The 13,789-nt window shown below is 66.1% G+C and carries 24 protein-coding genes; all 24 read left to right on the top strand.

Annotated features, from left to right (window positions below):
* Nucleotides 1–4 precede the first annotated feature (4 nt).
* Nucleotides 5–424 carry a 50S ribosomal protein L16 gene (gene rplP / locus ABZ721_RS12935; RefSeq protein ID WP_138352902.1) on the top strand — a complete coding sequence of 140 codons (420 nt, stop codon included), beginning with the start codon at nt 5–7 and terminating at the stop codon, nt 422–424.
* Nucleotides 424–651 carry a 50S ribosomal protein L29 gene (gene rpmC / locus ABZ721_RS12930; protein WP_138352903.1) on the top strand — a complete coding sequence of 76 codons (228 nt, stop codon included), beginning with the start codon at nt 424–426 and terminating at the stop codon, nt 649–651. The genes rplP and rpmC overlap by 1 nt, the downstream gene beginning before the upstream one ends.
* The gene (rpsQ, locus tag ABZ721_RS12925) at nt 651–935 is read left to right on the top strand and encodes a 30S ribosomal protein S17 (RefSeq protein WP_138352904.1); all 285 of its coding nucleotides are present in this window, start codon (nt 651–653) and stop codon (nt 933–935) included. Before rpmC ends, rpsQ begins: the two co-directional genes overlap by 1 nt.
* A 97-nt stretch (nt 936–1,032) precedes the next feature.
* Complete coding sequence (gene rplN / locus ABZ721_RS12920) at nt 1,033–1,401, top strand: 50S ribosomal protein L14 (RefSeq protein ID WP_269276314.1); 369 nt, start codon at nt 1,033–1,035, stop codon at nt 1,399–1,401.
* 3 nt (nt 1,402–1,404) lie between these two features.
* On the top strand, nt 1,405–1,728 hold the full coding sequence (gene rplX, locus ABZ721_RS12915) for a 50S ribosomal protein L24 (protein ID WP_138352905.1): 324 nt from the start codon (nt 1,405–1,407) through the stop codon (nt 1,726–1,728).
* Nucleotides 1,728–2,285: a 50S ribosomal protein L5 gene (gene rplE / locus ABZ721_RS12910; protein ID WP_138352906.1), complete on the top strand. Its 558-nt coding sequence runs from the start codon at nt 1,728–1,730 to the stop codon at nt 2,283–2,285. Before rplX ends, rplE begins: the two co-directional genes overlap by 1 nt.
* Nucleotides 2,286–2,287: 2 nt before the next feature.
* Nucleotides 2,288–2,473, top strand: coding sequence for a type Z 30S ribosomal protein S14 (locus ABZ721_RS12905; protein WP_073492416.1), 186 nt, complete (start codon nt 2,288–2,290; stop codon nt 2,471–2,473).
* A 219-nt stretch (nt 2,474–2,692) separates the two neighbouring features.
* Nucleotides 2,693–3,091, top strand: coding sequence for a 30S ribosomal protein S8 (rpsH, locus tag ABZ721_RS12900; protein ID WP_138352907.1), 399 nt, complete (start codon nt 2,693–2,695; stop codon nt 3,089–3,091).
* Nucleotides 3,092–3,112: 21 nt separating this feature from the next.
* A complete protein-coding gene (gene rplF, locus ABZ721_RS12895; RefSeq protein WP_277439634.1) occupies nt 3,113–3,652 on the top strand; it encodes a 50S ribosomal protein L6 in 540 nt (179 codons plus the stop codon).
* Nucleotides 3,653–3,654: 2 nt separating this feature from the next.
* A complete protein-coding gene (gene rplR, locus ABZ721_RS12890) occupies nt 3,655–4,038 on the top strand; it encodes a 50S ribosomal protein L18 (protein ID WP_138352909.1) in 384 nt (127 codons plus the stop codon).
* Between the two features lie 43 nt (nt 4,039–4,081).
* A complete protein-coding gene (gene rpsE / locus ABZ721_RS12885; RefSeq protein ID WP_138352910.1) occupies nt 4,082–4,684 on the top strand; it encodes a 30S ribosomal protein S5 in 603 nt (200 codons plus the stop codon).
* Nucleotides 4,684–4,866, top strand: a complete 183-nt coding sequence (gene rpmD, locus ABZ721_RS12880) for a 50S ribosomal protein L30 (RefSeq protein ID WP_138352911.1) — start codon at nt 4,684–4,686, stop codon at nt 4,864–4,866. The genes rpsE and rpmD overlap by 1 nt, the downstream gene beginning before the upstream one ends.
* A 1-nt stretch (nt 4,867) precedes the next feature.
* On the top strand, nt 4,868–5,332 hold the full coding sequence (gene rplO / locus ABZ721_RS12875; protein ID WP_358788679.1) for a 50S ribosomal protein L15: 465 nt from the start codon (nt 4,868–4,870) through the stop codon (nt 5,330–5,332).
* A gap of 317 nt (nt 5,333–5,649) precedes the next feature.
* On the top strand, nt 5,650–6,963 hold the full coding sequence (secY, locus tag ABZ721_RS12870; protein WP_358788678.1) for a preprotein translocase subunit SecY: 1,314 nt from the start codon (nt 5,650–5,652) through the stop codon (nt 6,961–6,963).
* Nucleotides 6,963–7,622: an adenylate kinase gene (locus tag ABZ721_RS12865; protein ID WP_358788677.1), complete on the top strand. Its 660-nt coding sequence runs from the start codon at nt 6,963–6,965 to the stop codon at nt 7,620–7,622. The genes secY and ABZ721_RS12865 overlap by 1 nt, the downstream gene beginning before the upstream one ends.
* Before the next feature lie 91 nt (nt 7,623–7,713).
* Nucleotides 7,714–8,550 (top strand): type I methionyl aminopeptidase, encoded by an 837-nt coding sequence (map, locus tag ABZ721_RS12860; protein ID WP_358788676.1) that lies wholly within the window; start codon nt 7,714–7,716, stop codon nt 8,548–8,550.
* Between the two features lie 171 nt (nt 8,551–8,721).
* Nucleotides 8,722–8,943, top strand: a complete 222-nt coding sequence (gene infA, locus ABZ721_RS12855; RefSeq protein WP_014047798.1) for a translation initiation factor IF-1 — start codon at nt 8,722–8,724, stop codon at nt 8,941–8,943.
* Between the two features lie 59 nt (nt 8,944–9,002).
* On the top strand, nt 9,003–9,116 hold the full coding sequence (gene rpmJ / locus ABZ721_RS12850) for a 50S ribosomal protein L36 (protein WP_003956441.1): 114 nt from the start codon (nt 9,003–9,005) through the stop codon (nt 9,114–9,116).
* Nucleotides 9,117–9,288: 172 nt separating this feature from the next.
* Nucleotides 9,289–9,669, top strand: coding sequence for a 30S ribosomal protein S13 (gene rpsM / locus ABZ721_RS12845; protein ID WP_269276299.1), 381 nt, complete (start codon nt 9,289–9,291; stop codon nt 9,667–9,669).
* A 96-nt stretch (nt 9,670–9,765) separates the two neighbouring features.
* The gene (rpsK, locus tag ABZ721_RS12840) at nt 9,766–10,170 is read left to right on the top strand and encodes a 30S ribosomal protein S11 (protein WP_138352917.1); all 405 of its coding nucleotides are present in this window, start codon (nt 9,766–9,768) and stop codon (nt 10,168–10,170) included.
* Between the two features lie 26 nt (nt 10,171–10,196).
* A complete protein-coding gene (gene rpsD / locus ABZ721_RS12835; RefSeq protein WP_138352918.1) occupies nt 10,197–10,823 on the top strand; it encodes a 30S ribosomal protein S4 in 627 nt (208 codons plus the stop codon).
* 161 nt (nt 10,824–10,984) lie between these two features.
* Nucleotides 10,985–12,007, top strand: coding sequence for a DNA-directed RNA polymerase subunit alpha (locus tag ABZ721_RS12830; RefSeq protein ID WP_358788675.1), 1,023 nt, complete (start codon nt 10,985–10,987; stop codon nt 12,005–12,007).
* A gap of 152 nt (nt 12,008–12,159) precedes the next feature.
* A complete protein-coding gene (gene rplQ, locus ABZ721_RS12825) occupies nt 12,160–12,675 on the top strand; it encodes a 50S ribosomal protein L17 (RefSeq protein ID WP_358788674.1) in 516 nt (171 codons plus the stop codon).
* Nucleotides 12,676–12,800: 125 nt separating this feature from the next.
* A complete protein-coding gene (truA, locus tag ABZ721_RS12820; protein ID WP_358788673.1) occupies nt 12,801–13,646 on the top strand; it encodes a tRNA pseudouridine(38-40) synthase TruA in 846 nt (281 codons plus the stop codon).
* Nucleotides 13,647–13,789: the final 143 nt, after the last annotated feature.

The raw sequence follows: 13,789 nt of genomic DNA, 5'->3' as shown, positions 1-13,789 counted from the left end.
CCCAATGCTGATCCCCCGCAGGGTCAAGCACCGCAAGCAGCACCACCCGAAGCGCTCGGGTATGGCCAAGGGCGGCACCGAACTCGCGTTCGGTGAGTACGGCCTGCAGGCCGTCACCCCGGCCTATGTGACGAACCGGCAGATCGAGTCCGCTCGTATCTCCATCACCCGTCACATCAAGCGCGGCGGCAAGGTCTGGATCAACATCTACCCGGACCGTCCGCTGACCAAGAAGCCTGCCGAGACCCGCATGGGTTCCGGTAAGGGTTCGCCGGAGTGGTGGATCGCGAACGTCAAGCCCGGTCGGGTGATGTTCGAGCTGTCCTTCCCGAACGAGAAGGTTGCCAAGGAGGCGCTCACCCGCGCCGCCCACAAGCTTCCGATGAAGTGCCGCATTGTGCGGCGCGAGGCAGGTGAATCGTGATGGCGGCCGGCACCACTAAGGCCACCGAGCTGCGCACGCTGGGCGACGAGGAACTCCTCGCCAAGCTGAGCGAAGCCAAGGAGGAGCTGTTCAACCTCCGCTTCCAAGCGGCCACGGGACAGCTCGAGAACAACAACCGGCTCAAGGTCGTCCGCAAGGACATCGCCCGGATCTACACCTTGATGCGCGAGCGCGAGCTGGGCATCGAGACGGTGGAGAGCGCCTGATGAGCGAGAAGAATGTGACTGAGACCTCCGAGCAGCGCGGCTTCCGCAAGACCCGTGAGGGCCTTGTGGTCAGCGACAAGATGGACAAGACCGTAGTGGTCGCCGTCGAGGACCGTGTGAAGCACGCCCTGTACGGCAAGGTCATCCGGCGCACCAACAAGCTCAAGGCGCACGACGAGCAGAACGCTGCCGGCATCGGCGACCGTGTCCTCCTCATGGAGACCCGGCCGACCTCTGCCACCAAGCGCTGGCGCGTCGTGGAGATCCTCGAGAAGGCCAAGTAATCCCTGAGGGCTCTCCCTCAGGACCGTTCCGTCAGGCTCGGTGGGGGCGGGGCAACCCGCCCCCACCGGGAACCGACGCGACAAACAGGAGATAGACGTGATCCAGCAGGAGTCGCGACTGCGGATCGCCGACAACACTGGTGCGAAGGAAATCCTTTGCATCCGTGTTCTCGGTGGTTCGGGTCGCCGCTACGCGGGAATCGGTGACGTCATCGTCGCCACCGTCAAGGACGCGATCCCCGGTGGCAACGTGAAGAAGGGCGAGGTCGTCAAGGCGGTCATCGTCCGGACCGTCAAGGAGCGCCGTCGTCCCGACGGCTCGTACATCCGGTTCGACGAGAACGCCGCCGTCATTCTGAAGAACGATGGCGACCCCCGCGGCACCCGTATCTTCGGCCCGGTGGGCCGTGAGCTGCGCGAGAAGAAGTTCATGAAGATCGTTTCTCTCGCGCCGGAGGTGCTGTAACCGATGAAGATCAAGAAGGGCGACCTGGTCCAGGTCATCACCGGCAAGGACCGCGGCAAGCAGGGCAAGGTCATTGTGGCCTACCCCACTGAGAGCCGTGTCCTCGTCGAGGGTGTCAACCGGGTCAAGAAGCACACCAAGGCCGGCCAGTCCGACCGCGGTAGCAAGACCGGCGGGATCATCACGACCGAAGCCCCCATCCACATCAGCAACGTTCAGCTGATCGTGGAGAAGGACGGCAAGAAGGTCGTCACCCGCGTCGGTTACCGCTTCGACGACGAAGGCAACAAGATCCGCGTTGCCAAGCGGACGGGTGAGGACATCTGATGACTGCCACCACCACGCCGCGTCTGAAGACGCGCTACCGCGAGGAAATCTCGGGCAAGCTGCACGAGGAGTTCTCCTTCGAGAACGTCATGCAGATCCCGGGTCTGACCAAGATCGTGGTCAACATGGGTGTGGGCGACGCCGCCCGCGACTCCAAGCTGATCGAGGGCGCGATTCGCGACCTCGCCACGATCACCGGCCAGAAGCCGCAGGTCACCAAGGCCCGCAAGTCCATCGCGCAGTTCAAGCTGCGTGAGGGCCAGCCGATCGGCGCCCACGTCACCCTCCGCGGTGACCGCATGTGGGAGTTCCTGGACCGCGTGCTGTCACTCGCACTGCCGCGTATCCGTGACTTCCGCGGCCTGTCGCCGAAGCAGTTCGACGGCCGGGGCAACTACACCTTCGGTCTCACGGAGCAGGTCATGTTCCACGAGATCGACCAGGACAAGATCGACCGGGTCCGGGGCATGGACATCACCGTGGTTACCACGGCGACCAACGACGACGAGGGTCGTGCCCTGCTTCGTCACCTCGGCTTCCCGTTCAAGGAGATGTGACCGTGGCGAAGAAGGCTCTGATCGCTAAGGCCGCTCGCAAGCCCAAGTTCGCTGTGCGCGGCTACAACCGCTGCCAGCGCTGTGGCCGGCCGCACTCTGTCTACCGCAAGTTCGGCCTGTGCCGCGTGTGCCTTCGTGAGATGGCTCACCGTGGCGAGCTGCCGGGCGTGACCAAGAGCTCCTGGTAGATCCGGTTCCCTTCGGGGAATCCGGTGACCAGGAACTCTCGGTAAGCATCAGGACGTCAGGATGCCCTCCCCGTCTGCCGTAAGGTAGAGGGGTTGGGCGCCTGGCGCCCATGACCGACTTACTACGCCGTAGGTCCCCGCGCCGCACCCGTCCCGACCTCGTTCGGGGAGAAGGATGGCGCAATGGAAACCCCGGCGAGAGAGGCCTAGGGCCAACTCATGACCATGACCGACCCCATCGCAGACATGCTGACCCGTCTGCGTAATGCGAACTCGGCGTATCACGACGACGTCGTGATGCCGTTCAGCAAGATCAAGTCGCACATCGCGGAGATCCTCCAGCAGGAGGGTTACATCACCGGCTGGAAGGTCGAGGACGCCGAGGTTGGCAAGAACCTCATCCTCGAGCTGAAGTTCGGTCCGAGCCGTGAGCGCTCGATCGCCGGCATCAAGCGCATCAGCAAGCCGGGCCTTCGGGTCTACGCAAAGTCCACCAATCTGCCCAAGGTGCTCGGCGGCCTGGGCGTGGCGATCATCTCCACGTCCCACGGTCTCCTCACCGGCCAGCAGGCCAGCAAGAAGGGCGTAGGTGGGGAAGTCCTCGCCTACGTCTGGTAATCGGGAACAGGAGGCATTGCAATGTCGCGCATCGGCAAGCTGCCCATCCCGGTTCCCGCCGGCGTGGACGTCACCATCGACGGCCGTACGGTCTCGGTGAAGGGCCCCAAGGGCTCCCTCACCCACACCGTCGCCGCTCCGATCGATGTCGCCAAGGACGAGACCGGCACGCTCATCGTGTCGCGTCCTAACGACGAGCGTGTTTCGAAGGCCCTGCACGGCCTGTCCCGCACGCTGGTGGCGAACATGATCACTGGCGTGACCGCGGGTTACAGCAAGGCGCTCGAGATCAACGGCGTCGGCTACCGCGTCCAGGCGAAGGGCTCCAATCTGGAGTTCGCCCTGGGCTTCAGCCACCCCGTCGTGATCGAGCCGCCGGAGGGCATCTCGTTCAAGGTGGAGTCACCGACCAAGCTGAGTGTCGAGGGAATCGACAAGCAGAAGGTCGGCGAGGTAGCCGCGAACATCCGCAAGCTGCGGAAGCCCGACCCGTACAAGGGCAAGGGTGTCAAGTACGCGGGCGAAGTCATCCGCCGCAAGGTCGGAAAGGCTGGTAAGTAGCCATGGCATACGGTGTGAAGATCGCCAAGGGCAAGGCTTACAAGGGTGCCGCTCTCAAGCGCCGCCACATCCGCGTCCGCAAGCGGATCTCGGGCACGGAGGCGCGTCCGCGTCTCGTCGTGACCCGGTCCAACCGCGGCATCGTGGCTCAGGTCATCGACGACCTCGCGGGGCACACCCTCGCGTCGGCCTCGACCCTCGACCCGTCCATCCGTGGCGGCGAAGGCGACAAGTCCTCCAAGGCGAAGCAGGTCGGCCAGCTCGTGGCCGAGCGTGCCAAGGCCGCGGGTATTGAGACTGTCGTATTCGACCGTGGCGGCAATCAGTACGCAGGGCGCATTGCCGCCCTCGCGGACGCCGCCCGCGAAGCCGGACTCGAGTTCTGAGTTCGTCCCGCAGCTAGCGGATCAACGAAGAGAGGTAATTCCAATGGCTGGACCCCAGCGCCGCGGCAGCGGTGCCGGTGGCGGCGAGCGGCGTGACCGTAAGTCTGGGCGGGACGGCCAGCAGGCCGAGAAGACCGCCTACGTCGAGCGTGTTGTCGCGATCAACCGTGTCGCCAAGGTAGTCAAGGGTGGTCGTCGCTTCAGCTTCACCGCGCTGGTCGTGGTGGGCGATGGTGACGGCACCGTCGGTGTCGGTTATGGCAAGGCCAAGGAAGTTCCGGCCGCCATCGCCAAGGGTGTCGAGGAAGCGAAGAAGAACTTCTTCAAGGTTCCCCGCATCCAGGGCACCATCCCGCACCCGATCCAGGGCGAGAAGGCCGCGGGCGTCGTTCTGCTCAAGCCTGCTTCCCCCGGTACCGGTGTGATCGCGGGTGGCCCGGTGCGCGCCGTACTCGAGTGCGCCGGCATCCACGACGTGCTGTCCAAGAGCCTCGGCTCGGACAACGCGATCAACATCGTGCACGCCACGGTGGCAGCGCTTCAGGGCCTTCAGCGCCCCGAGGAGATCGCCGCCCGTCGTGGCCTGCCGCTGGAGGACGTCGCGCCCGCAGCCCTGCTGCGTGCACGTGCCGGGGTGGGTGCCTGATGGCTCGCCTCAAGGTCACGCAGATCAAGTCCTACATCGGTAGCAAGCAGAACCACCGTGACACCCTGCGTTCGCTCGGGCTCAAGCGCCTGAACGACGTGGTGGTCAAGGAGGACCGTCCCGAGATTCGCGGAATGGTCCAGACCGTCCGCCACCTCGTCACGGTCGAGGAGGTTGACTGACATGGGTGCTGAGAACCCGCAGAACCCCCTGAAGGTCCACAACCTGCGTCCCGCCCCGGGTGCCAAGACCGCCAAGACCCGTGTGGGTCGTGGCGAGGCGTCCAAGGGTAAGACCGCTGGTCGTGGTACCAAGGGCACGAAGGCCCGTTACCAGGTTCCGGCACGCTTCGAGGGCGGGCAGATGCCCCTCCACATGCGTCTGCCGAAGCTCAAGGGCTTCAAGAACCCGTTCCGCGTCGAGTTCCAGGTCGTGAACCTGGACAAGCTCTCCGACCTCTACCCCGAGGGTGGAGAGGTCACGGTGGCCGATCTGGTCGCCAAGGGCGCGGTGCGCAAGAACCAGCTCGTCAAGGTGCTCGGCACCGGCGAGATCTCCGTGGCAGTGCAGGTTTCGGTTGACGCCGTCTCCGGCTCCGCCAAGGAGAAGATCACCGCTGCCGGCGGCACGGTCAACGAGCTCATCTGAGTCTCGGCGACTGCTGCTGACAGCGACTGAATCGGGCCCGTTCCTCCTCGGAGGGACGGGCCCGATTCGGTAGGTGCACCCCCCAGGACAAAGCACCCAAGTACGCCTCACACGTGCCTCTACCGGGCGGCGATCGCCAACTGGGGGAGACACGCGCTTCATACGGACCGCCACGCGCTGTTAGAGTCCGTTGGGTCGACTGGCGAAACTGCCCGCAGACTGTCCTCGCGCCCCATCCCGGCCGGTGATCCGCCGTCCGTGACAGACCATCTCGACCGACCCTTCCGCCCTGCTGCGCGGAAGGTGCAGGAGGCACCGTGCTCACCGCGTTCGCCCAGGCGTTCAAAACGCCTGACCTGCGCAAGAAGCTGCTGTTCACGCTGGGCATCATGGTGCTGTTCCGGCTCGGGGCGCACGTCCCGGTGCCAGGGGTGGACTACAAGGTCGTCAACGCGTGCATCAAGGACGCCGGCGGCGGGCAGGGCCTCTTCAGCCTCGTCAACCTCTTCAGCGGTGGTGCTCTGCTCCAGCTGACCATCTTCGCGCTCGGGATCATGCCGTACATCACGGCGAGCATCATCCTGCAGCTGCTGACCGTGGTGATCCCACGCCTCGAAGCCCTCAAGAAGGAGGGCCAGGCGGGCACCGCGAAGATCACGCAGTACACCCGGTACCTGACCGTGGCGCTGGCGATCCTCCAGGGCACCGGCCTGGTGGCCACCGCCCGCGGCGGCAGCCTCTTCTCCAGCTGCACCCAGCGCTACGACATCATCGCCAGCAAGTCGATCTTCACCACCGTCACGATGGTGATCACCATGACCGCCGGCACCGTCATGATCATGTGGCTCGGTGAGCTCATCACCGACCGCGGCATCGGCAACGGCATGTCGATCCTGATGTTCGTCTCCATCGCGGCCGGCTTCCCGGGCGCGCTGTGGTCCATCAAGAGCTCCGGCAAGATCATGGGCGGCTGGTTCGAGTTCTTCATCGTCATTCTGATCGGCCTGGTGATGGTGGCCCTGGTGGTCTTCGTCGAACAGGCACAGCGCCGGATCCCGGTGCAGTACGCGAAGCGGATGATCGGCCGGCGCTCCTACGGCGGAACGTCCACGTATATCCCGCTCAAGGTGAACCAGGCGGGTGTGATTCCCGTCATCTTCGCTTCTTCGCTGCTCTACATTCCGGCCCTTGTGGTTCAGTTCAGTGGGTCGACAGCGCCGTGGGCCCAGTGGGTCAGCGTCAACCTGACCAAGGGCGATCACCCCGCCTACCTGGCCGCCTACTTCCTGCTGATCGTGTTCTTCGCCTTCTTCTACGTCGCGATCTCGTTCAACCCCGAGGAAGTCGCCGACAATATGAAGAAGTATGGTGGCTTCATCCCGGGCATCCGGGCCGGTCGACCTACTGCTGAATACCTGAGCTACGTGTTGAACAGGATCACGTGGCCGGGATCGCTGTATCTGGGGCTCATCGCACTCGTTCCCACCGTTGCCATCGCTCTGTTCAACGGCAGCACCAACTTCCCGTTCGGCGGGACCAGCATCCTGATCATCGTGGGTGTCGGCCTGGAGACCGTGAAGCAGATCGAGAGCCAGCTCCAGCAGCGCAACTACGAAGGGTTCCTCCGCTGATGCGAATCGTCCTCGTCGGGCCGCCTGGGGCCGGCAAGGGTACGCAGGCTGCGTTCCTCGCCAAGAACCTGTCGATCCCGCACATCTCGACGGGCGACCTCTTCCGCGCGAACATCAGCCAGGGCACCGCCCTGGGCAAGCAGGCGAAGTCCTACATGGACGCCGGCAACCTGGTGCCCGACGAGGTCACCATCGGGATGGCCAAGGACCGGCTGGACCAGTCGGACACCGAGGGCGGCTTCCTGCTCGACGGCTTCCCGCGCAACGTCCACCAGGCCGAGGCGCTCGACGCCTACCTGGTGGACCGCGGGATCGCGCTCGACGGGGTCCTGGACCTGGAGGTCCCGGAGGACGAGGTCGTCAAGCGCATCGCGGGCCGGCGCACCTGCCGGAACGACACGGCGCACACGTTCCACATCTCGTACAAGAAGCCGAAGACCGAGGGCGTCTGCGACGAGTGCGGCGGCGAGCTCTACCAGCGGGACGACGACTCCGAGGCGACCGTGCGCAACCGCCTCGCGGTCTACCACCGCGAGACCGAGCCGATCATCGACTACTACAAGCAGCAGGACCTGGTGGCGACGATCCAGGCGCTCGGTCCGGTCGCGGAGATCACCCAGCGGGCGATGGACGCACTGAAGAGCAACAAGAGCGCGTAAGCACTCCACGCAACCCAGGTCGGCCGCGGTGCCCTGAGGGCACCGCGGCCGTACTGTTTGAACGACGACTCTTCCAGAGAGGGCCACAGGCATGGTCGAGATCAAGACCCCTGAGCAGATCGCCAAGATGCGCGAGGCGGGGTTGGTCGTCGCGGCCATCCACCGGGCGTGCGGCGAGGCCGCGGTGCCGGGTGTGAGCACCAAGGAGCTCGACGAGATCGCCGCGAAGGTGATCGCCGAGCACGGCGCCAAGCCGAACTTCCTCGGGTACGGCGGGTTCACCGGCAACATCTGCACGTCGGTCAACGATGTCGTGGTGCACGGCATCCCGGACCGGGAGACCGTCCTGAAGGACGGCGATCTCATCTCCATCGACGCGGGCGCCATCGTCGACGGCTGGCACGGTGACGCGGCCTTCACGGCCTTCGTGGGCACCGGTCACGCTCCGGAGCTCATCGAGCTGAGCCGGGTGACCGAGGAGTCCATGTGGGCCGGTATCGCGGCCATGAAGAAGGGCAACCGGCTCTCGGACGTCTCGGCGGCGATCGAGGGGTACATCCGCCGCCAGCCGCGTCCGGCGTCCGGCAAGTACGGGATCGTCGAGGACTACGGCGGCCACGGCATCGGCTCCGAGATGCACATGGACCCGCACCTGCTGAACTACGTCAACAAGAAGCGCGGCCGGGGCATCAAGCTGGTGCCGGGCGTCTGCCTGGCGATCGAGCCCATGGTGACCCTGGGCACCCCGCGCACCCACGTGCTGGAGGACGACTGGACGGTCAAGAGCGACGACGGGTCCTGGTCCAGTCACTGGGAGCACTCGATCGCGCTGACCGAGCAGGGCCCGCTGGTGCTGACCGCCGTCGACGGCGGCAGGGCCAAGCTGGCCGAATACGGGATCACGGCGGCTCCTGACCCGCTCGGGTGAACCGGCCGGCGCCGTGGGACCGGGTGGAGTAACGATCACCCATCGTGGGCATCTACCCCGGATTCGTCATTCCGCGGTGCCTGCCGTAGACTGACACGTCGGCTCATGTATACCCGCATGTCTGCGTGATTTACGCGAGCCGATCAAGGTAGCCGATTCGAAGGGCGAAGCGTGGCCAAGAAGCAAGGTGCCATCGAAATCGAGGGCACCGTGATCGAGTCTCTCCCGAACGCGATGTTCCGGGTGGAGCTCCAGAACGGTCACAAGGTCCTCGCGCACATCAGCGGCAAGATGCGTATGCACTACATCCGCATCCTTCCCGATGACAGGGTCGTTGTGGAGTTGTCTCCCTACGACCTGACGCGCGGACGGATCGTCTACCGCTACAAGTAGATCTCGCTGCTGCCCCGCTCCCGTGGGGCGATGGCACGACCCGGAGAACCTGACATCACATGAAGGTCAAGCCGAGCGTCAAGAAGATCTGCGACAAGTGCAAGGTGATCCGCCGTCACGGTCGGGTCATGGTCATCTGCGACAACCTGCGCCACAAGCAGCGCCAGGGCTGACGCACGACCCGCAACTCGCAGTTCTTCGAGCGACGCACACACGTAATTACGCAGTCACCCGTCCCGGCATGCCGGGACGACACCTTCGGCGGGGGCCGAGGACCCGGAACGTACCTCGTACGGCGGCCGGGAACGGTACTGCGGAAGACCTCCGAATCAACAGGAGCCATGAATGGCACGCCTTTCCGGCGTTGACCTCCCGCGTGAGAAGCGCGTGGAGATCGCCCTCACCTACGTCTTCGGCATCGGTCGCACCCGTGCCCAGGAGACCCTGAAGAACACCGGTGTGAACCCCGACACCCGCGTTCGCGACCTTGCCGAGGAAGACCTCGTCAAGCTCCGCGACTACGTGGATGCCAACTTCAAGACCGAGGGTGACCTCCGTCGCGAGGTGCAGGCCGACATCCGCCGCAAGGTCGAGATCGGCTGCTACCAGGGTCTGCGCCACCGTCGTGGCCTGCCGGTCCACGGCCAGCGCACGCACACCAACGCTCGTACCCGCAAGGGTCCGCGTCGCGCCATCGCCGGTAAGAAGAAGCCGGGCAAGAAGTAGTCCTAGCGGACGCACTGCGGAGTCGCCGGGGTCGACCCGGATCTCCGCAGAAGAAAGCGGTTCGCTCAGGACCGACCACCTCCACGGGAGTAATACATGCCTCCGAAGGGCCGTCAGGGCGCAGTCAAGAAGGTGCGCCGCAAGGAAAAGAAGAACGTCGCTCATGGGCACGCCCACATCAAGAGCACGTTCAACAACACCATCGTCTCGATCACGGACCCCTCGGGCAACGTGATCGCATGGGCCTCCGCCGGCCACGTCGGCTTCAAGGGCTCGCGCAAGTCGACTCCGTTCGCCGCGCAGATGGCCGCCGAGTCGGCTGCCCGTCGCGCGCAGGAGCACGGCATGCGCAAGGTCGACGTCTTCGTGAAGGGTCCCGGCTCCGGCCGTGAGACCGCGATCCGCTCCCTCCAGGCCACTGGCCTCGAGGTCGGCTCGATCCAGGACGTCACCCCCACTCCGCACAACGGATGCCGCCCGCCCAAGCGCCGCCGCGTCTGACCACCTGAAGTAGGAGACAAGACAATATGGCGCGTTACACCGGGGCCGACTGCAAGCGATGCCGTCGGGAGAAGCAGAAGCTGTTCCTCAAGGGCAGCAAGTGCGAGAGCGCAAAGTGCCCGATCGAGATCCGTCCTTACCCCCCGGGTGAGCACGGCCGCGGGCGCACCAAGGACAGCGAGTACCTCCTTCAGCTCCGCGAGAAGCAGAAGTGTGCCCGCATCTACGGTGTACTCGAGAAGCAGTTCGTGAACTACTACAAGGAAGCGAACCAGAAGTCCGGCAAGACCGGTGAGAACCTTCTGCGCATCCTTGAGATCCGTCTCGACAACGTGGTCTACCGGGCCGGCTTCGCCAAGTCCCGCGACCACGCCCGTCAGCTGGTTCGTCACGGACACATCACCGTGAACGGCCGCAAGACCGACATCCCGTCGGCTCGCGTGGCTGTGAACGACATCGTCGAGGTTCGCGAGTCCTCGCGTCAGATGACCCCGTTCGTGGTCGCTGCCGCCGAGGCCGGCGAGAAGACCGTGCCCGCGTGGCTCGAGTCGATCCCGTCGAAGCTCCGGATCCTCGTGCACTCCCTGCCCGAGCGGCCTGTTATCGACACGCAGGTCCAGGAGCAGCTGATCGTGGAGCTCTACTCCAAGTAGTAGTGGCTCAGCGATGCGGGCGGTACGGCCTCGGGGGGACCCCTGGGGCCGTGCCGCCCGTGGGTCTGTGCGCCCGATCCGGGTCGGATGGGGCGCACAGACCCTACCCTTGCAGTACCCCTCGGCATCAAATAGCGGATGCCGATGACTGGAGGAACATCATGCTTATCGCTCAGCGTCCGTCGCTGACCGAAGAGGTCGTCGACGAATTCCGCTCCCGGTTCGTGATCGAGCCGCTGGAGCCGGGCTTCGGCTACACCCTCGGGAACTCCCTTCGCCGCACGCTCCTCTCCTCGATCCCCGGTGCCGCTGTCACCAGCATCCGGGTCGACGGCGTCCTGCACGAGTTCACCACCGTGCCCGGCGTCAAGGAGGACGTGACCGACGTCATCCTCAACATCAAGCAGCTCGTCGTCTCCTCGGAGCACGACGAGCCCGTCGTGATGTACCTGCGCAAGCAGGGCCCGGGTGTCGTCACCGCCGCCGACATCGCGCCCCCGGCCGGTGTCGAGGTCCACAACCCCGAGCTGGTTCTGGCCACCCTGAACGCCAAGGGCAAGCTGGAGATGGAGCTGACCGTCGAGCGCGGTCGCGGCTACGTCTCCGCCGTCCAGAACAAGCAGCAGGGCCAGGAGATCGGCCGCATCCCGGTCGACTCCATCTACAGCCCGGTGCTCAAGGTCACGTACAAGGTCGAGGCGACCCGTGTCGAGCAGCGCACCGACTTCGACAAGCTGATCGTCGACGTCGAGACCAAGCAGGCCATGCGTCCCCGTGACGCCATGGCGTCGGCCGGCAAGACCCTGGTCGAGCTGTTCGGTCTGGCGCGCGAGCTCAACGTCGACGCCGAGGGTATCGACATGGGCCCGTCCCCGACGGACGCCGCTCTGGCCGCCGATCTGGCGCTGCCGATCGAGGAGCTCGAGCTCACCGTTCGCTCGTACAACTGCCTCAAGCGCGAGGGCATCCACTCCGTGGGTGAGCTCGTCGCCCGCTCCGAGGCCGACCTGCTCGACATCCGCAACTTCGGTGCGAAGTCGATCGACGAGGTCAAGGCGAAGCTGGCCGGCATGGGCCTGGCCCTCAAGGACAGCCCGCCCGGGTTCGACCCCACCGCCGCCGCCGACGCCTTCGGCGCCGACGACGACGTGGACGCCGGTTTCGTGGAGACCGAGCAGTACTGATCCGACTCCGTCGCGGAGGCGGCCCGGACCGCGGTTCACACCGCGGGTCCGCGCCTCCGCGCGGTTCGGCAGAGATTTCTGGCAGGCACACGCCCGTCGGACACTGACACCGGTACCTGATCCGGCCGGTGCAGAAAAGAAGGAGAAAGACCATGCCTCAGCCCGCCAAGGGTGCTCGTCTGGGCGGCAGCGCCGCCCACGAGCGTCACCTGCTCGCGAACCTCGCGAAGGCGCTGTTCGAGCACGGCCGCATCACCACCACCGAGGCCAAGGCGCGTCGTCTGCGTCCGGTCGCGGAGCGCCTCATCACCAAGGCGAAGAAGGGCGACATCCACAACCGTCGCCAGGTGCTGGCCACCATCACCGACAAGAGCATCGTGCACACGCTCTTCACGGAGATCGGCCCGCGCTACGAGAACCGCCCCGGTGGTTACACGCGCATCACCAAGATCGGCAACCGTCGTGGCGACAACGCCCCGATGGCGGTCATCGAGCTGGTCGAGGCCCTGACCGTGGCCCAGGCCGCCACCGGTGAGGCCGAGGCTGCGACGAAGCGCGCGGTGAAGGAAGACTCCCTCAAGAAGGACGACGCCCCGGCGAAGTCCGACGAGGTCGTCGAGGACGCCAAGCCGGCCGAGAAGGCCGACGAGGAGTCGAAGGACGCCTGATCCAGGCGTTCGGTGTACGACGGACGGGCCCGCTCCCAGCTGCTGGGGGCGGGCCCGTTCCGCATGATCAGCACGCAGCGGCAACAGCACGAACAGCAGGAACTCAGCAGGGAGAGGACCGCACGGTGAGCGACGAGGTGGAGCCCGGTTTCGTCCGGGTGCGGCTGGACCTGTCGTACGACGGGGCCGAATTCTCCGGCTGGGCGAAGCAGCGGACCCGGCGCACCGTGCAGGGCGACCTGGAGGCGGCGCTGCAGACCGTCATGCGGCTGCGCGAGCCGGTCTCGCTGACGGTGGCCGGCCGGACGGACGCGGGGGTGCACGCGCGCGGCCAGGTCGCGCACCTGGACCTGGCCGAGGACGTGTGGGCCGAGCACGGCGAGAAGCTGCTGCGGCGGCTCGCGGGGAAGCTGCCGCAGGATGTGCGGGTGTGGCGGGTCGCGGTGGCGCCGCGGGCCTTCAACGCCCGGTTCTCGGCGATCTGGCGGCGGTACGCGTACCGGGTCGGCGACCAGCGGGCAGGGGTCGACCCGCTGCTGCGCGGGCACGTGCTGTGGCACGACCGGCCGCTGGACGTGGACCTGATGAACGAGGCGGCGAAGAAGCTGCTCGGGGAGCACGACTTCGCGGCGTACTGCAAGAAGCGCGAGGGCGCGACGACCATCCGCAAGCTGCTCGACCTGCACTGGGAGCGCACGCCCGACGGGGTGGCGGTCGCGACCGTGCGGGCCGACGCGTTCTGCCACAACATGGTGCGGGCCCTGGTCGGCTCCATGCTGCTGGTCGGGGACGGGCACCGGCCGGCCGACTTCCCCGGCGAGGTGCTGGTCGCGGGCGTCCGCAACTCCGCGGTGAACGTGGTGCGGCCGCACGGGCTGACCCTGGAAGAGGTCGGCTACCCGCCGGACGACCAGCTGGCCGCCCGCAACCTGCTGGCCCGCAACCTGCGGACGCTGCCCGGCTGCCTGTGACGGGCCCCCGGTGCCCGCGAGGGCACCGGGTCCCTCCGCGACCCGGTCCGGCCTAGGGAGTGTCTTCACATCGGCGTCGTCCGCCCGGAGGGCGGGGTCGGCGGGGTCTGGTGCGTGCGATCGCAAGGCGGAGGAGGGAGTCC

Origin of the sequence: Streptomyces sp. NPDC006733, assembly GCF_040636125.1 — a bacterium.
In the GTDB taxonomy this organism is placed as follows: domain Bacteria; phylum Actinomycetota; class Actinomycetes; order Streptomycetales; family Streptomycetaceae; genus Actinacidiphila.
Note: the sequence above shows the minus strand (reverse complement) of the source record. Positions and strands in the feature narration are given on the sequence as shown.

Coding starts and splice junctions, on each gene's coding strand:
- rplP (WP_138352902.1), top strand. CDS start 5: ATGCTGATCCCCCGCAGGGTCAAGCACCGCAAGCAGCACCACCCGAAG.
- rpmC (WP_138352903.1), top strand. CDS start 424: ATGGCGGCCGGCACCACTAAGGCCACCGAGCTGCGCACGCTGGGCGAC.
- rpsQ (WP_138352904.1), top strand. CDS start 651: ATGAGCGAGAAGAATGTGACTGAGACCTCCGAGCAGCGCGGCTTCCGC.
- rplX (WP_138352905.1), top strand. CDS start 1,405: ATGAAGATCAAGAAGGGCGACCTGGTCCAGGTCATCACCGGCAAGGAC.
- rplE (WP_138352906.1), top strand. CDS start 1,728: ATGACTGCCACCACCACGCCGCGTCTGAAGACGCGCTACCGCGAGGAA.
- rpsH (WP_138352907.1), top strand. CDS start 2,693: ATGACCATGACCGACCCCATCGCAGACATGCTGACCCGTCTGCGTAAT.
- rplF (WP_277439634.1), top strand. CDS start 3,113: ATGTCGCGCATCGGCAAGCTGCCCATCCCGGTTCCCGCCGGCGTGGAC.
- rplR (WP_138352909.1), top strand. CDS start 3,655: ATGGCATACGGTGTGAAGATCGCCAAGGGCAAGGCTTACAAGGGTGCC.
- rpsE (WP_138352910.1), top strand. CDS start 4,082: ATGGCTGGACCCCAGCGCCGCGGCAGCGGTGCCGGTGGCGGCGAGCGG.
- rpmD (WP_138352911.1), top strand. CDS start 4,684: ATGGCTCGCCTCAAGGTCACGCAGATCAAGTCCTACATCGGTAGCAAG.
- rplO (WP_358788679.1), top strand. CDS start 4,868: ATGGGTGCTGAGAACCCGCAGAACCCCCTGAAGGTCCACAACCTGCGT.
- ABZ721_RS12865 (WP_358788677.1), top strand. CDS start 6,963: ATGCGAATCGTCCTCGTCGGGCCGCCTGGGGCCGGCAAGGGTACGCAG.
- map (WP_358788676.1), top strand. CDS start 7,714: ATGGTCGAGATCAAGACCCCTGAGCAGATCGCCAAGATGCGCGAGGCG.
- rpmJ (WP_003956441.1), top strand. CDS start 9,003: ATGAAGGTCAAGCCGAGCGTCAAGAAGATCTGCGACAAGTGCAAGGTG.
- rpsM (WP_269276299.1), top strand. CDS start 9,289: ATGGCACGCCTTTCCGGCGTTGACCTCCCGCGTGAGAAGCGCGTGGAG.
- rpsK (WP_138352917.1), top strand. CDS start 9,766: ATGCCTCCGAAGGGCCGTCAGGGCGCAGTCAAGAAGGTGCGCCGCAAG.
- rpsD (WP_138352918.1), top strand. CDS start 10,197: ATGGCGCGTTACACCGGGGCCGACTGCAAGCGATGCCGTCGGGAGAAG.
- ABZ721_RS12830 (WP_358788675.1), top strand. CDS start 10,985: ATGCTTATCGCTCAGCGTCCGTCGCTGACCGAAGAGGTCGTCGACGAA.
- rplQ (WP_358788674.1), top strand. CDS start 12,160: ATGCCTCAGCCCGCCAAGGGTGCTCGTCTGGGCGGCAGCGCCGCCCAC.